This is a genomic window from Altererythrobacter sp. C41, from assembly GCF_016803135.1.
Lineage (GTDB): Bacteria > Pseudomonadota > Alphaproteobacteria > Sphingomonadales > Sphingomonadaceae > Pelagerythrobacter.
In genome coordinates this window covers 569,463-584,943 of sequence record NZ_JAEVFE010000002.1, presented here as the reverse complement: position 1 = coordinate 584,943, position 15,481 = coordinate 569,463, and the positions used below count along the sequence as shown (strand labels likewise).

Genomic DNA, 15,481 nt, shown 5'->3' with positions numbered 1-15,481 from the left:
GAACCCTCTTCCGCGCGGAAGAGGGCCCGGACGTCAGTTCAGCTTGAAGAGCGCGACTCCGTAGGGCGTCAGCGTCCGTCCCGACCCGCCGAGCAGATCCGTCCGTCCCGACCCCTCGTAGTCGGCCGTCCGATCCGACAGATTGGCGACGAGGTGGAACCGCTCGCCATCCAGCCTGCGCTCTACCACCAGCAGCTCCGGTGCGCTTTCCACAACGTCGAGCGAACCGCGCGACAAGGCCGGATGCTTTGCTCGCAGATCCAGCAGACGGCGATAGAAGTTGAGCAGCGAGTCCGGATCGCCGTCCTGCTCCTCGACCGAGATGCCGTCATGACTCTTGGAGTACTTGTCGGTCCAATAGCTCTTGGCCGGATCGCGGTACCAGTTGGCGTGGATCGGAGCCTCGACTTCGGCTTTCCATTCGAAGGCCTCGCGAATGCCGATATCCTTCTCGTCGGTCTCGAAGCTCATGTCCTGCGCGCCGCGCATGCCGAGTTCCTGGCCGTAGTAGAGCAGCGGCGTGCCCTGCAGCAGGACGCCGAGCGCCGCCGCTGTGCGCAGGCGTGTGGGCGTCATGCCCTCGTCCGACGCGACCCGGTTCATGTCGTGGTTCTCGATGAAGATAAGCTGGTGCTTGCCCTGGGGCGTCGCATCGGCCGTGCCGCGGATCGCCTCGACGATCTTGGCCTTGTCGAAACTGCGGATCGCCTCGCGCAGCGGGAAGGCGAACACGTAGTCGGCGTCGCCGCGGGTCAGGAAATCGTCGCCGTAGCCCCAGTCGGACTGTTCGGCGATGAAGGTCACTTGCGGATTGACCGCCCGCACCTTGTCGAACAGCGGCCGCCAGAACTCGGCGAACAGGTTGGTGTGCATATCCCGCTCGTCGAGGTTGTCCATCATGTGGTCGATCCGGAAACCGTCCACGCCATCGCTGAAATCGCCGTCGCCGTTGGGATCGACCCAGCTCAGGAAGTAACGGTCGAAGTACGCCTTGAGTTCGGGCGATTCCATGTTGAGCGTGGTGATACCGGTCTCGAGATCCGGCCAGTGCTTCGCCACCACGATCGCGAACGGGCCTTCGTCGGGCTTGGTATTGCCCGGCCCGTGCCAGACGAGGAAATCGCTGTAGGACGACGACGGATTGCCGAGCGACTGCGTGTACCAGGGATGATCGTAGGCGACATACTGGATCTCCTGATCCAGGTAGATCTTCATGCCGCGCTTGTGCACCTCCGCCACGAGGCGGTGGTAGTCCTTCATCGTGCCGTATTCGGGATCGATGCCTTCGAAATCGGACGCGAAATAGTTGTGATAGAAGGCCGAAGGATAGAGTGGCGTCAGCAGGATTGACGTGACGCCAAGGTCCTTCAGGTAATCGAGGCTGTCGATGATCCCCTGGAGGTCGCCGTGCCCGTCGCCGTCGCTGTCGCGCAGGCTGCGGTTGAAGACGTGGTAGAACGCCTCGTCCGACGGCGCGAGGGCAGCCGATGCTTGCGGTGCAGGCGCGGGGACGCTTGCGCAGGACGCGAGCAGGGCGGCAGCGGCGGCGAGCGGCCAGGCGCGTGTCAGGCCGCTCATGCCGGGATCAACCGGCTGGTGTCGGGCGTGCGGTGCCATGGCACGGGTGGTTCGGAATCCTCGTATGTCGGCAGCACCGCCTCGACCCGCTGGCGCAACACCGGCGTCCAGTCGAGCGGGGTGAGCGGCCGCGCGGCGCTCGTGCGGATGTCGTCGCGGCGGAGGTAGTTCTCCATCCCCCGCGCGCGCATGCCGGGTGACATGCTGCTCCAGTGCGGCATGTACCAGAGCGTCAGCAGCGGCCGCTCGTCGTTCGTGCGGTTGGCATAGGCGCCGTGGATGAGGCGGGAATCGCCGATCAGGACGTCGCCGGCCTTCACCGGCACCGCCACCTCGTCGGGATGCGCGGCGTAATCGACCGCGTCCGGATTCTTGAAGCCCTGCAAGCCTTCGGAATGCGCCGCTTCCAGATGATGCAGCGGATGATCGCGCAGGTGCGTGCCGGGGATGACGCGCAGGCAACCGTTCTCCGGCGTCGTATCGGTCAGGTAGATCATCACGAAAAGCTGATGCGCGCGGACATCGTAGCTTTCCGGCTCGGTCCAGCCCCACCAGTCCTGATGCCAGAACAGCGGCGGGCCACCGGCGGGCTTGGAAATAAGGAAGCCGCCGGTCCAGCGCGGATCGGTCGCGCCGACTTCGCGGAGCAGTTCGGCGATCTTCGGCGATCCGATAACATCGGCATATTCAGGATTGTCGCTCAAGTGAATCAGTGAACCGTTCGACTTCACCGCCTCGCGCGCCGCTTCCTTCTCGCGCAGCAGCGTCGCGTGGGCGCGCAGCAGCAAGGTGTCCATGGTGACGGGATCGAGCACGTCGGTGAAACGGACGAAGCCGCTCTGCTCGAGCTGCTCGGCGGGCGAGAGGACGGCCGGGGCCGCCGCGGAAGGGGCGCTTGTCATGCCGGTCATGATAAGCTGCCTGTCTTGCCTCGTCAGCCGGTCACACTATTGCTGCTGGGTGGATAAACTATCGCGGATTTGTCCTTGAGGCTGGAGAGGGGAATGTCGCCGGTCGGCGCCGCCCCGCTGTCGAACCGCGTCGATCTTCCCTCGTTCCCGGCCTGCCTCGGGCGAAGGAACAGCCATGCGATCGCAGAGAGGCCGATCGCAACCGCGCCAACAAGGAATAGCGCTCCCTTGTCCTCGACCCGGCTCATGAAAGCGCCCACGCCAAAGCTCGCGACGAGCTGCGGCAGAACGACCGACAGATTGAACAGCCCCATGAACAGGCCCATGCGGCGCCCGTCGACGCGCTCCGACATGATCGCGAAGGGCATGCTCACCATCGCGCCCCAGCCCACGCCGGCGATGGCCATCAGCGCATAGAGCAGCGGTTCGGCGCGCACGAACGTCCACGCCGCAAGGAACGCCGCCGCCATCAAGGCCAGTGCGCCGGCATGGACGTGCGTACGGCGGTACCTGCGGGCGAGCGGCGCGAGAAGCAGCGCAGGCGCCAGCGCCGCCACGGCGTTGAGTGCAAGGAAGGCGAGCGCGGCCGTCCGCCCCAGCCCATCCGTATCGAGCGAAGGCATGCGGTACTGCAGGAACGACACGAGATAGATGAAGAGCGACTGGATGCCGATCCAGCTCAGCGAATGCGCGGCGAGGACCTTGCGGAACTCGGGCACCGTGCTCCCGTCGGACCGGGACAGCAGCGCATGTCCGATGAGCAGCGCCGTCGCCGCCGCACAGGCGATTTCCGCGCCGTAACCGGCAGGCGTCGTCCCCGCCAAACGCACGGCCATGGCGTAGACGTCGTAGATCGCGATCGCCCAAAGCGGCGACAGCATCAGCATCACGCCGGCAAAGCTCACCTTGTCGCCAGACGCCGCCGGGCTGCCGGTTGCCTCATCGGGTCGCGGCTCCGCGATCAGCAGGGCGGGAACGACGGCGAAAAGCAGGACGAGCCCCACCGCGAAATAGATCAGCGCCATGTTCCCGAGCAGAGCACCGATCGCATAGGCGAGCAGACTGAAACTGCCCGACACCGTCTGCATCCAGCTATAGCCGCGCGAGCGCTCGCCGCCGGCTTCGGTCACGTCGGCAATGATCGAGCGCGTCGGATTGAAGCCGACGTTGACCGCGAGATCGAGCGCCAGCGCGACGGCGATCGCCACGCCCATCACGCTCTCCAGCCCCAGCGCGGTGGAAATCAGCCCCATCGCGGGAAGCGCCAGGATCATCAGCGCCGCCAGCACCCCGCCGACGATGATGAAGAACCGCCGCCGTCCGTTCCAGATCCATAGCCGGTCGCTGATCAGCCCGATGGCGACCTGCCCGATGATGCCCGCCATCGGACCCGCCGCCCAGACGAGACCGATCTCGTGAATGTCGAGGCCGTATTGCGTCGCGAGAATCCAGCTCAGCACCGAGATCTGCACCGACAGGGCGAAGCCCATCGCGGTGGCAGGAAGCGTCAGCAGAAAATAGAATGACGGCGTCCGCCGGCGCTGGATGTCGAGCATTTGATCCTCTCGGGATCACGTCAACATCAGCAGGGCCTTGCACACAACGGGAAAAACTATCACCCTGTTGCCCTCATGACTCTCCGCCCTATCTGCGAGCCGGTCGAGCTGCCACTCGGCGCGAGCGTGATTGCCGAGCGCGTCGTCTCGGCGGTCGATGCGCCCGCGTCGGGGCAGTTCCTCCATTTCCACGACGTCAGCGAACTGGTGCTGTTCGGCCGCGTGGAGGGCGCCTTCATCGCCGATGGCCGGCGGCATCCGCTGAGCGACGGTGCGGTGGCCTTCTCGCCTTCCATGCGCCACCACGACTTCGCTCTGGCGCCGGGCCGGAAGGACTGGGCGCTGATCCAGATCGACCCCTACATCGTCGAGAGCCTCGCGCACCAACCGTCGCTGTCGCGGCTGAACCGGCCCTTCTGCGCCATGCCGGACGCTGCCGCGCGCCGCCGCATCGACGTTCTGGGCGACTGGCTGATCGACGTGGCCGCCACGGACCCGTTCGATCCGCTGATCGGGCGCATCGTCGAGCTCTTGCTCTGCCAGATCGCCGCAGCTCCGGAGGTTGCAGGAAGCGACGCCACCAGCGACACGGCGCAGGTGGAGCGACTACTGCCCGCGGTAGAGCAACTCAGGCGGGATCCCTCCGCCGCGATCTCGCTCGAGAACGCCGCCGCCTCGTGCAACCTGTCACCCGCCTATTTCTCCCGCCGTTTCAAGCGGGTCTTCGGGATGAACTTCACCGATTATGCGCGGGTCTACCGCCTTCATCTCGCCGCGCGCCGGATCGCCACCTCGGGCGCATCGCTGTCGGAGATCGCCTACGGCCTGGGCTTCTCAAGCCCCTCGCACTTCAGCGCCCGTTTCCACGAGCGCTTCGGCATGACCCCGCGCCAGTATCGCCGCGCAGCGCAGGCACGGTAGCTCCTTCAAGCAACCTGAAAATATCTCCCGGGCTGGTTCACCCTTTTCTAGTTCGTTCGAACGAACTAGAAAAGGGCTCATGGCCATGCCCTCGATTCTCGAAGCCGCTATCGATCAGTTCGGCCGCAAGGGCTTCGAAGGGGCGAGCACCCGGGCGATCGCTGCGGCTGCCGGAACCACGATGTCGTCGATCACCTACCACTTCGGCAGCAAGCACGGACTCTATCTGGCCGCCGCGGACCATATCGCGCAGCGCATCGCGGAAATGCAGGCGCCCACCGTGGAACGCATGCGCGAACTGGCCGACGGTTCGCGCGAAGGCGCCATCGCCGCACTGCTGGGCCTCTTCGACAGCTTCGCCCTGATGATGCTCTGTGCGGAATCGGCGCCCTGGGCCCGTTTCATCTTGCGCGAACAGCAGGAGCCGACCGAGGCGTTCGAGCGGCTCTACGGCGGAGTGATGCGCCGCATGTCCGAACAAGTGGTGGAGTGGCTGCGCCTCGCCCGGCCCGATCTGTCGGAACGCGAGGCACGCGCGACTGCCATCGTGATGTTCGGCCAGACGATGATCCTGCGCGCCGGCCGCGCCACCGTCTGCCGCGTCATCGGCGTGGAGACGATCGATGACGGGGTCGCCGCCCTGCTGCGGGCCCGTCTGCGCAGCAATCTGCTCGCCATCCTGCGGGAGGAACCTATATGAACCGCCGCCGCCTCATCGCCATTGCAGCGCTTCTCGTCCTCGTTGCCGTCGCCGTCGCAACCCGCGGGTTCGGCCTGTTGGGAAGCGACCGCGACGAAACGCTGACGCTCTACGGCAACGTCGACGTGCGCGAGGTCGATCTGGCCTTCCGCGTCCCCGGCCGGATCGACAGCATCGCGGTCGAGGAAGGGGCAAAGGTCAAACGCGGGCAGCGCCTCGCAGCGCTCGACACCGCGAGCCTCGATGCGCAGATCGCGCGCGCCGATGCCGACGTCGCCCGGGCCGAGGCCGAACTGGCTCGTCTGACCAACGGCAGCAGGCCGCAGGAAATCGCGCAGACCCGCGCGCAGCTCGCCGCAGCGCAGGCCGCTCTCGTCAACGCCGAACGCGACTATGCGCGGCGCCAACCGCTCGTCGAGCCCGGCGCGATCAGCGCGGCCGTGTGGGCCCAGACCGTCGCCGCCCGCGACCGGGCGCGGGCCCAGATGGCCGAGGCACGCCAGGCGCTCTCGCTCGCACAGGATGGCGCCCGCGCGGAGGACATCCGCGCCGCTGGCGCCCAGGTCGCCGCGGCCCGCGCGGCGCGCCAGAGCGCATCTGTCGACCGCGGGGACGGGGTCCTGACCGCGTCGGTCGACGGCACCGTCGTCACCCGCGCACGCGAACCCGGCGCGATCGTCCAGCCGGGCGAGACGGTGCTCACACTGTCGATCGACCGGCCCTTGCGCGTCCGCGCCTATGTCGGCGAGCCGGACCTCAGCCGGGTGCGACCGGGCATGCGCGTGACAATCAAGGCCGACGGCAATCCGAAGGCCTATCGCGGCACGATCGGCTACGTCTCGCCGCGCAGCGAGTTCACGCCCAAGTCGGTCGAGACCGAGGACCTGCGCACCGACCTCGTCTACCGCCTGCGCATCAATGTCGAGGACGCCGACGACGCGCTGCGACAAGGCCAGCCGGTGACGGTGACCATCCCCACCACCCCCGCTGCGGAGGACTGATCCGGTGAGCGCCGCCGTCGCCAGCGCGAAGGGGGTGGCCAAGCGCTTCGAAGGCGTGACGGCGCTCGATGGCGTGGCGATCGATGTCGGGCCGGGCCGGATCACGGGGCTGCTCGGCCCCGACGGCGCGGGCAAGACCACACTGATCCGCATCCTCGCCGGGCTGATGAAGGCCGACGAGGGCGAGATCGCGGTGCTCGGCGGGCCGCCCGGCGCCGCGCTCGACGATCTCGGCTACATGCCGCAGCGCTTCGGCCTCTACGAGGATCTGACGGTCGCCGAGAACCTGACGCTCTACGCCGAACTGCGCGGTCTGCCGCGCGGCGAGCGGCAAGCGGTGTTCGAGCGGCTGCTGGATTTCACCGACCTCAAGCGGTTTCAGGCCCGCCTCGCCGGCAAGCTCTCGGGCGGCATGAAGCAGAAGCTCGGCCTTGCCTGCGCGCTGGTGAAGACGCCCAGGCTGCTCCTGCTCGACGAGCCGGGTGTCGGGGTGGACCCGATCTCGCGCCGCGAGCTCTGGGCCATGGTGGGCGAGCTTACGGGCGAAGGCATCGGCGTGCTGTGGTCGACCGCCTATCTCGACGAGGCCGAGAAGTGCGACACCGTCTACCTGCTGAGCGAAGGCAAGTTGCTGTTCGAAGGGCCGCCGGGCGACCTGACCGGCCCGGTCGCCGGCCGCGTGATCCGGGTGAGCGGGTTCGAGGCCCGGCGGCGGCGGTTCCTGACCGAGGCGCTCGACCGCGAGGACGTGATCGACGGGACCATCCAGGGACGCTCCGTGCGGCTTTTGATCCGCGACGGCCGCGAGGTTCCCGATGCCGCCATGTTCGACGCCGGGCCGAACACCCGGGTCGAGCCGGCCGGCCCGCGCTTCGAGGACGGCTTCATCGAACGGCTGGGCGGCGGGCCGCGCGGCACGAGCGCGCTCGCCGCACGCTATCGCGAGATCCCGCCCAGCGACGCGCCGATGATCGAGGCGCACGGGCTGACCCGCCGCTTCGGCGACTTCACCGCAGCGCGCGACATGAACTTCTCGATCCCGCGCGGGCAGATCTTCGGTCTGCTCGGTCCCAATGGCGCGGGCAAGTCGACCACCTTCAAGATGTTGTGCGGCCTGCTGACGCCCAGCGAGGGGACCGGCGCCGTGGCCGGAAACGACTTGCGCCGCGCGGCCGCCGACGCGCGAGCATCACTCGGCTATATGGCGCAGAAGTTCTCGCTCTACGGCGACTTGTCGGTGCGGCAGAATCTCGACTTCTTCGCCGGCGCCTACGGCCTCGGCCGGCAGGAAGGCGCGCGCGCCATCGAGGCGATGGCCGAGATCTTCGAGCTCGGCGAGCGGATGAACGTCAACGCCGGCACGCTCCCCCTCGGCTTCAAGCAGCGCCTCGCGCTCGCCTGCGCGGTGCTGCACGAGCCGCCGGTGCTGTTCCTCGACGAGCCGACCTCGGGCGTCGACCCGGTGACGCGGCGCGAATTCTGGACCCATATCAACGGTCTGGTCGAAAAGGGCGTGACCGTGCTCGTCACCACGCACTTCATGGACGAGGCCGAATACTGCGACGAGGTCACGCTGATCTATCGCGCGGAGCAGATCGCCAGCGGCACGCCCGACGCGCTGAAGGCCAGGGCAGCGGAGCTTTCCGGCGCAGCGGACCCGACGATGGAGGACGCCTTCATCGCCCTGATCGAGGACAGCGACCGGGCGCGCGAGCTGGAGGCGGCGGCATGAGCGCGAACTTCGACCGGCGCCGGCTGGTCGCCCTGTCGATCAAGGAATTCGCGCAGATCATGCGCGATCCCTCCACTTTCCTGATCGCCTTCCTGCTGCCGCTGATCCTGCTGTTCCTGTTCGGCTACGCGGTGTCGCTCGATTCCTCCCGCACGCGGATCGCGCTGGTGGTGGAGGACAGTTCGGCGCAGGCGCTCGATCTGGCCAGCGCCTATGCCCACTCGGACTATTTCGAGGTGATCCCGGCGCGCAGCGTGGCCCAGGTGCGCGATACGCTGATCGACGGGACCGCGCGCGCCATCATCGTCATTCCGCAGGGCTTCGGCGAAGGCATGGTCGCGGGCAAGCCGCCGCCGATCCAGATCGTCACCGACGGATCGCAGCCCAACACCGCCAACTTCGCCGCCGCCTATGGCGAGGGCGTGCGGGCGGCATGGACGGCGGGGGAGACGGGCCAGGGCGCGGCGGCGCCGCCGATCTCCCTGTCGCCCCGCTACTGGTACAATCCGGGCCTGCAGAGCCGCTATTTCCTCGTTCCCGGCTCGATCGCCATCGTCATGACGATGATCGGCACCTTGCTGACCGCTCTCGTCGTCGCGCGCGAATGGGAACGCGGGACGATGGAAGCGATGATGGCGACGCCGATGCGGATGGCGGAATTCATCGCCAGCAAAGTCGTGCCCTACTTCCTGCTCGGCATCGGATCGATGACGCTGTGCACGCTGATCGCAGTGTTCGTGTTCGGCGTGCCGTTCCGGGGATCGCCGTTCGCGCTCGCCGCCATCGCGGCCGCGTTCCTGATGCCTGCGCTGGGGCTCGGCCTGTTCATCTCGGCAGCGACCAAGAACCAGTTCGTCGCCAGCCAGGTCGCGCTGCTCACCGCATTCCTGCCGACGTTCCTGCTTTCGGGCTTCCTCTACGAGATCGCCTCGATGCCCTGGCCGATCCAGGCGCTGACTTACGTGGTGCCGGCGCGCTATCTGATCCCGCCCCTGCAGACGGTGTTCCTGGCCGGCGACCTGTGGGGCCTGATCCTGCCCAACATCGCGGTGATGCTGGGCTTCGGGGCGCTGTTCTTCTTCCTCTCCTTCCGGGTGACGAAGCGGAGCCTCGATTGATGCGCCGCCTGTACGCCATGATCGTCAAGGAGATGTGGGCGCTGCTGCGCGATCCGAAGTCGCGCATCGTGCTGGTGGTCCCGCCGCTGTTGCAGCTCTTCATCTTCTCCTATGCGACCACCCTGGACGTGAAGAACGTCGATGTGGGGGTGCTTGACCGTTCCGGCGGGGTCCATGCGGCGGAGTTCATGACGCGGGTCGCGGGCAGCTCCAACTTCCGGGATATCCGCCGCCTGTCCTCCATCGACGAGCTCGAGCAGGCGATCGACGGGCAGGAGGTGATCGCGGCGCTGGTGTTCGACCCCGATTTTGACGCCCGGGTCACGCGCGGCGAGCCGGCCACGGTCGGCGTGGTGCTGGACGGGCGGCGTTCGAACGCGGCACAGATCGTGTCGGGCTATCTCAGCGCCATCGCCGGCGGCTACGGGGCCGAATTGCTGCCGCGCCGAGTGGCGGAGGCGGGCACGGCCGGCTCCGTCGTCACCAACTGGTACAATCCCGGCCTCGACTACATCTGGTTCACCCTCCCCTCCCTGGTCGCGATCATCGTCGCGGTGGCGGGTATCGCCATCACCTCGCAGAGCGTGGCGCGCGAACGGGAGCTCGGAACGTTCGACCAGCTCATGGTCTCGCCCTTGCGCGTTCACGAGATTCTGATCGGCAAGATGGTGCCGCCGTTCCTGGTCGGCATGTTCAACGGGTCGCTCTATCTGATCATCGCGCCGCTGGTGTTCGGCGTGCCATTCACCGGCTCATACCTGCTCTTCTTCCTCGCGCTGGCGGTCTATCTGCTCGCGCTGATCGGCGTCGGCATGCTGGTGTCGGCCGCCTCCGCGACCCAGCAGCAGGCGTTCCTCGGCTCCTTCCTCGCGACCGTGCCGCTGATCCTGCTCTCGGGCTACGCGGCGCCGATCGACAACATGCCGGGCTGGCTCCAGACCGTCACCTACGCCGACCCGGCGCGCTATTTCCTGATCCTCGTCCAGGGCCTGTTCCTCAAGGCGATGCCTGCTGCGCAGGTGCTCGAACAGCTCTGGCCGCTCGTCGTGATCGCCTGCGCGACTCTGGCCGCCTCGGCCTGGCTGTTCCGCGCCCGCATGGAGTGATGCTCGTGACCGCTCGTATTCTCCCTCTCGCCGCGCTTCTCCTCGCCGGTTGCACCGTCGGCCCCGATTACGCGCCGCCGCAGACCGCAGTCGCCCCCGAATGGGTCGAGGGCGGCGTTCCCGGTGAAGTCGATCTGGAATGGTGGCGCCGGTTCGGCGATCCGCAGCTCACCACGCTGATCGAGCGGGCCTTCGCTGGCGGCCCGGACCTCTCCGAAGCAACCGCGCGCCTCGCCGAAGCGCGCGCCAACCGCGACGCGGCGGCAGGCGGGCGCTTGCCCGCCGTCAACGCCACCGGCTCGGCCACCGAGAACGTCCTGAGCGAGGAAGGTCAGTTGCCGGTCGGCCAGATCCCGGGCTTCGAGCGCGATTTCCCGCTGTTCGACCTCGGCTTCGACGCAAGCTGGGAAATCGACCTGTGGGGCCGCCGCACGCGCGAGGTCGAGGCGGCAGAGGCCCGCGCGGACGCTGCGCTCGCCGGGCGGCGCGAGGTCATGCTGACGCTCGCCGCCGAAGTCGCGCGCAACTATCTGGATCTGCGCGCCGCCCAGGCGGATGCTGCGACGCTGCAGACTCTCGCGGAGACCGACGCCGAGGCCGAACGGCTGACCCGTCTGCGGGTCGGGGCGGGCGAAGACCCGCGCGACGCGCTCGACCGCGCGGCCGCGGCGGCGCAGGCGAGCCAGGCAGCGGTCGGGAACGCCCGTGCGCAGGCGACGGCAGCCGCCTACCGCATCGCGGTGCTCGTCGGCGCCCGGCCGGAGGACATGGCGCCGCTGCTTTCCCAGCCTGCCCCCCTGCCCCCAGGTCCGGATGTCATCGCCGCCGGCATTCGCTCGGACCTGCTGACCCGGCGGCCGGATGTCCGCGCGGCCGAACGCCGCCTCGCGGCCGCCACCGCCGACATCGGCATCGCGACCGCAGACCTGTTCCCCCGCTTCTCCCTGCTCGGCAGCATCGGTCAGCAGGCGCGGAGCGTGGATGACCTCTTTACCGGCGGGGCGACCCGGCTGCAGGTGGGCCCCAGCGTGTCCTGGCCGATCTTCGCGGGCGGCACGATCCGCGCCCGGATCCGCGCGACCGATGCCCGGGCGGAAGCTGCCGCGGCGGTTTACGAGAAGGCGGTACTGACCGCCCTCGCCGATAGCGAAACGGCGCTCAATCGCTTCGCCACTGCGCAGGCGGCGGCAAACGCCCAGGCCGCCGCACTGGAACGTCAGGAGAGCGCACTGGTGCTTGCAAGGCTGCGCGCGGCATCGGGCGAGACGGACCGCCTCATGCTGGCGCAAAGCCGCCGCGCGATGCTCAACCAGGCACGGGCTGCCACCGATGCCCGGCGCGAGCGTGCGCAGGCCGCGGTGGCATTGTTCAAGGCGCTCGGCGGCGGGTGGCGGGATCCGCCCGTCGACTGACGTGCCGATCGGCTAGAACCAGCTTCGGATACCCAAAAGCACGCTCCAGCCGCCCGCGTCTTCTCCGTCCGCGCGCCGGAAATCCGCGGTGTCGCCGAATGCCCGTTCGTATTGAACGCCGACGTAGGGTGCGAACTCGGGCACGAATTCGTAGCGCAGGCGCAGACCTGCCTCCGCCGCCGAAAGACCGGAACCGACGCCGAGCTCCGGCACGTCCTGCGCGGAAACCTCGAGTTCCACCGACGGTTGCAGGACGAGCTTCTGCGTGATGCGCTGGTCGTACTCGGCCTCGAAACGCGCGGCCAGTTCGCCTTTGTCCGAGAGGAACACCGAGCCGCCGACTTCGAACCAGTAGGGGGCGAGACCCTGGATGCCGAGCACCAGGTGGGTTCGCTCCGGATCGGGCCGGAAGTCGTGACGGATGCCCGCCTGGAGATTGAACCAGGGATCGATCGCGCGGCTGTAGAGCGCCTGCACCTCGACCTGCTCCGGGCTCTCGCCGAACGCGCCTTCGCCTTCGCTCTTGAGCCAGAGCTTGTCGTAGTCGCCGCCGTACCAGGCCTGGACATCCCACGCGTATCCGTCGCTCCCGTCGCGGGCGCGGTATTCGAGCTGGTCGGCAAGAAACATCCCGGTGACATAGTCGCCATGCTCCGCGATCAGTCTTGCCTGACGTTTTCGCTCGAACAGCTCGGGATCGAAGATCGTCGCGGCGGCGTGTTCCGGGCCGGAGAACGCCTCAGGCGGCGGCGGCGCGACAGGCGGCGCATCCGTTGCCTCCATCCCCGGCATCGCATGACCCGCGTGGGGATCGGCCGGTTGCCCGGGTGTTCCGTGCCCGGCATGCGGGTCAGGCGTCGGGGCGGCCGGGGGCATCGTGCAATGACCCATCGCCGCGTGCTCCGGCGTGCAGCCCGGGTCGTTGCTCGTAGCTTGGTTTTCCGGTTCGGCATGGCCGGCATGCGGATCGGCGCTCGGCGTGCTTTGCAGCGTGCAATGGCCCATGGCGGCATGCTCGGGGGTGCAACTGCTGTCCGGTGCGGCGGCGGGCGCCGGCGGCGGAGCATGCCGGGCCCCGTGCCCCGCCTCCTGGGCTGCCGCAGGGTTCGTCAACGCGAACAGGGAAGCGGCCACGAGAAGACGCGAACGGGTCACGCCGCCTCTCCTTCGTCGTCCATCGGCCGGACCTTGACCACGTTCATCATGCCCGCGTGCATGTGGTAGAGGAGGTGGCAGTGGAACGCCCAGTCCCCGGGCGCGTCTGCGGTGAGATCGAAGCTCGCCTTGCCGCCCGGCATGACGTTCACCGTATGCTTGATCGGGTGACCGTGCGGCATCCCGGTCACCAGCTCGAAAAAGTGGCCGTGAATGTGGATCGGGTGGCTCATCATGCTGTTGTTGATGAGGTTGACCCGGACGCGTTCGTCGCGCGCGAAGCGGATCGGCTCGGCGCCTTCGTTGAGCTTCTTGCCGTCGAACGACCACATGAAGCGTTCCATGTTGCCGGTCAGATGGATGTCGACGCTGCGGGTCGGCTGACGCTTGTCGTGGAAAGGCGTCAGCGGTGCGAGATCGTGATAGGTGAGCACGCGGTGGGGCTCGTCTTCGAGGCCCAGCGGCCGGTCGCCCGTACGATCGACCGGCATCGGCGCGATCATGTCGACGCCGACGCCGACCTCGACATCGTCCGGTACGAGCGACTTGTCGCGCATGCCGTGGCTCATCGAGGTCGAACCGTGGTCCATGCCGGGCATCGCCCCATGGTCCATTCCGCCCATGCCCATGTCCTTCATGCCCAGTACCGGCTTGCGGCGGAGCGGCGGAACCGGGGCCTGCATGCCCATGCGCGGCGCCAGCGTCGCACGTCCCATGCCCGAGCGGTCGATCGATTCCGCGACCAGCGTGAACGCCCGGTCCTCCGTCGGCGTAACGACCACGTCGTAAGTCTCGGCGACCGAAATCTGGAACTCGTCGGTCTCCACCGGCCGGGCATTCTGACCGTCCGCCGCGACCACGGTCATCGGCAGTCCGGGAATGCGGACGTTGAAGATCGTCATCGCCGATGCGTTGATGAACCGCAGCCGCACCCGTTCGCCGGGGCGGAACAGGCCGGTCCAGTTCTCCCGAGGGCCATGACCGTTGACGAGGAAGGTGTAGGTGGTGCCGGTGACGTCCGCGATGTCGGCGGGGTCCATCCGCATCTCGCCCCACATCACTCGTTCCTCGAGCGGCATCGTGCGCGCGAGATCCTCCTCGCCGCCGATCAGCCCGCCGAACGTCTGCCGCTGGCGATTGAAATAGCCGCCCTGCTGCTTGAGCTTACCGAACAGGGCGTGCGGATGCAGGAACGTCCAGTCGGACAGGACGATCACATGCTCGCGATCGTAAGCGACCGGATCGGCATCCGCGGGATCGATCACGAGCGGCCCGTAGTGACCGCTCTGCTCCTGCAATCCCGAATGGCTGTGGTACCAGTAGGTGCCGTTCTGGACGATCGGAAACTCGTAAGTGAACGTCGTCTTGGGAAGGATCCCGGGGAAGCTGATGCCCGGCACCCCGTCCATGTGAAACGGCAGAATGAGGCCATGCCAGTGGATCGACGTATCCTCATCGAGCGTGTTCTCGACATGGATGCGGACGTTCTGCCCTTCGCGCAGCCGGATGAGCGGAGCCGGCAGCACGCCGTTCACGGTGATCGCGTGACCGGTGCGCCCTCCCACGGCGAAGGGGCTGTGGCCAATCGTCAGGCGGATGTCCTCGCCGGAGAGGGTCGGCATCTGCGGTATAAGCCCTGGCGAGCCGGTCTGCGCCCAGGCCGGAAACAGGCTCGAGCAGGCCAACCCGGCGCCCCCCACTGCCCCTGCGCGCAGCAGCGATCTCCGGTCGATGATCTGGTTCATAGGTCGTGATCCCTGGCTCCTATGGAGCCTCAACGTGTGTGGCGAACGAACCGGGAGAAGGGCCGTCCGCCTCCCGGTCCGAACACACTCAGTGCTTGCTCATGTCGTGGCCAGCGTGCGGATCGGCGGCCGGTGCCTGAGCGGCCGGCTTTTCGCAGCAGGTCATTTCCTTACCGTTGGCCTTCATCTTCTCGCAGCAGGCCATCTTGCCCTTTGCGTCCTTTTCGCAGCAACCGCCCATGTGGTGGCCCGCGTGCCCGGTGTGCTGTGCGTGAGCGGCCGTGCCATGCTGCGCGTGTGCATCGGCCGGAGCCGCGTTCTGCGCAAGTGCGGGAGAAGCGACCGTCATCGCGATCGCGGCAAGCATCATCCTCATTCGTAATTCTCCGGAAAAAAGTGGAAAGAACTCATATCCTTCCAATCATACGCGGGGGCGGCGTTTCCCCCTCAAACGTGATTTGCCGCAAGCCGCTTTTGGGGCGATCAAGAGCGGCGGCGGTATCGGCAACTCGTACCGCATCGGCGCAGCGAATGCCGGACTGCCGC

13 protein-coding genes are annotated in these 15,481 nt (G+C 67.6%); 7 read left to right on the top strand and 6 right to left on the bottom strand.

The genetic code is table 11. The features are described from left to right. Positions 1 to 33 precede the first annotated feature (33 nt). From JNO53_RS06720 to JNO53_RS06710, 3 genes are read right to left on the bottom strand one after another with little or no spacing between them, the layout of a single operon-like run. Positions 34 to 1,578, bottom strand: coding sequence for an alpha-amylase family glycosyl hydrolase (locus tag JNO53_RS06720; protein WP_203108915.1), 1,545 nt, complete (start codon positions 1,576 to 1,578; stop codon positions 34 to 36). Next, the gene (locus JNO53_RS06715) at positions 1,575 to 2,489 is read right to left on the bottom strand and encodes a phytanoyl-CoA dioxygenase family protein (protein ID WP_203108913.1); all 915 of its coding nucleotides are present in this window, start codon (positions 2,487 to 2,489) and stop codon (positions 1,575 to 1,577) included. The genes JNO53_RS06720 and JNO53_RS06715 overlap by 4 nt, the downstream gene beginning before the upstream one ends. Positions 2,490 to 2,512: 23 nt before the next feature. Beyond that, positions 2,513 to 4,045 (bottom strand): MFS transporter, encoded by a 1,533-nt coding sequence (locus JNO53_RS06710; RefSeq protein ID WP_203108911.1) that lies wholly within the window; start codon positions 4,043 to 4,045, stop codon positions 2,513 to 2,515. Between the two features lie 75 nt (positions 4,046 to 4,120). Here JNO53_RS06710 and JNO53_RS06705 point away from each other — a divergent pair, with 75 nt between their 5' ends. The 7 genes from JNO53_RS06705 to JNO53_RS06675 all read left to right on the top strand — a co-directional run bounded on the left by JNO53_RS06705 (position 4,121) and on the right by JNO53_RS06675 (position 12,035). Next, positions 4,121 to 4,966, top strand: coding sequence for a helix-turn-helix transcriptional regulator (locus JNO53_RS06705; protein WP_203108909.1), 846 nt, complete (start codon positions 4,121 to 4,123; stop codon positions 4,964 to 4,966). Positions 4,967 to 5,045: 79 nt separating this feature from the next. Then, on the top strand, positions 5,046 to 5,666 hold the full coding sequence (locus JNO53_RS06700) for a CerR family C-terminal domain-containing protein (protein ID WP_203108907.1): 621 nt from the start codon (positions 5,046 to 5,048) through the stop codon (positions 5,664 to 5,666). After that, positions 5,663 to 6,667: an HlyD family efflux transporter periplasmic adaptor subunit gene (locus tag JNO53_RS06695; RefSeq protein ID WP_203108905.1), complete on the top strand. Its 1,005-nt coding sequence runs from the start codon at positions 5,663 to 5,665 to the stop codon at positions 6,665 to 6,667. Before JNO53_RS06700 ends, JNO53_RS06695 begins: the two co-directional genes overlap by 4 nt. Positions 6,668 to 6,671: 4 nt before the next feature. Further along, entirely contained in the window at positions 6,672 to 8,399 is a 1,728-nt protein-coding gene (locus tag JNO53_RS06690; RefSeq protein WP_203108903.1) for an ATP-binding cassette domain-containing protein, read from the top strand. Then, positions 8,396 to 9,517 carry an ABC transporter permease gene (locus JNO53_RS06685; protein ID WP_203108901.1) on the top strand — a complete coding sequence of 374 codons (1,122 nt, stop codon included), beginning with the start codon at positions 8,396 to 8,398 and terminating at the stop codon, positions 9,515 to 9,517. The genes JNO53_RS06690 and JNO53_RS06685 overlap by 4 nt, the downstream gene beginning before the upstream one ends. Next, the gene (locus tag JNO53_RS06680) at positions 9,517 to 10,623 is read left to right on the top strand and encodes an ABC transporter permease (protein WP_203108899.1); all 1,107 of its coding nucleotides are present in this window, start codon (positions 9,517 to 9,519) and stop codon (positions 10,621 to 10,623) included. The genes JNO53_RS06685 and JNO53_RS06680 overlap by 1 nt, the downstream gene beginning before the upstream one ends. 5 nt (positions 10,624 to 10,628) lie before the next feature. After that, the gene (locus JNO53_RS06675; RefSeq protein ID WP_443111161.1) at positions 10,629 to 12,035 is read left to right on the top strand and encodes an efflux transporter outer membrane subunit; all 1,407 of its coding nucleotides are present in this window, start codon (positions 10,629 to 10,631) and stop codon (positions 12,033 to 12,035) included. 12 nt (positions 12,036 to 12,047) lie between these two features. Here the strand turns inward: JNO53_RS06675 and JNO53_RS06670 are convergent, their stop codons facing one another. From JNO53_RS06670 to JNO53_RS06660, 3 genes are all read right to left on the bottom strand, one after another. After that, entirely contained in the window at positions 12,048 to 13,190 is a 1,143-nt protein-coding gene (locus tag JNO53_RS06670) for a copper resistance protein B (RefSeq protein ID WP_338015313.1), read from the bottom strand. Then, positions 13,187 to 14,935: a copper resistance system multicopper oxidase gene (locus JNO53_RS06665; RefSeq protein ID WP_203108895.1), complete on the bottom strand. Its 1,749-nt coding sequence runs from the start codon at positions 14,933 to 14,935 to the stop codon at positions 13,187 to 13,189. The genes JNO53_RS06670 and JNO53_RS06665 overlap by 4 nt, the downstream gene beginning before the upstream one ends. 88 nt (positions 14,936 to 15,023) lie before the next feature. Continuing rightward, a complete protein-coding gene (locus JNO53_RS06660) occupies positions 15,024 to 15,305 on the bottom strand; it encodes a hypothetical protein (protein ID WP_203108893.1) in 282 nt (93 codons plus the stop codon). Positions 15,306 to 15,481 lie beyond the last annotated feature (176 nt).

Bases quoted from the DNA above. Each gene is read 5' to 3' on its own strand.
- JNO53_RS06715 (WP_203108913.1), bottom strand. From the start codon at position 2,489: ATGACCGGCATGACAAGCGCCCCTTCCGCGGCGGCCCCGGCCGTCCTC.
- JNO53_RS06695 (WP_203108905.1), top strand. From the start codon at position 5,663: ATGAACCGCCGCCGCCTCATCGCCATTGCAGCGCTTCTCGTCCTCGTT.
- JNO53_RS06665 (WP_203108895.1), bottom strand. From the start codon at position 14,935: ATGAACCAGATCATCGACCGGAGATCGCTGCTGCGCGCAGGGGCAGTG.
- JNO53_RS06710 (WP_203108911.1), bottom strand. From the start codon at position 4,045: ATGCTCGACATCCAGCGCCGGCGGACGCCGTCATTCTATTTTCTGCTG.
- JNO53_RS06680 (WP_203108899.1), top strand. From the start codon at position 9,517: ATGCGCCGCCTGTACGCCATGATCGTCAAGGAGATGTGGGCGCTGCTG.
- JNO53_RS06700 (WP_203108907.1), top strand. From the start codon at position 5,046: ATGGCCATGCCCTCGATTCTCGAAGCCGCTATCGATCAGTTCGGCCGC.
- JNO53_RS06685 (WP_203108901.1), top strand. From the start codon at position 8,396: ATGAGCGCGAACTTCGACCGGCGCCGGCTGGTCGCCCTGTCGATCAAG.
- JNO53_RS06705 (WP_203108909.1), top strand. From the start codon at position 4,121: ATGACTCTCCGCCCTATCTGCGAGCCGGTCGAGCTGCCACTCGGCGCG.
- JNO53_RS06660 (WP_203108893.1), bottom strand. From the start codon at position 15,305: ATGATGCTTGCCGCGATCGCGATGACGGTCGCTTCTCCCGCACTTGCG.
- JNO53_RS06720 (WP_203108915.1), bottom strand. From the start codon at position 1,578: ATGAGCGGCCTGACACGCGCCTGGCCGCTCGCCGCCGCTGCCGCCCTG.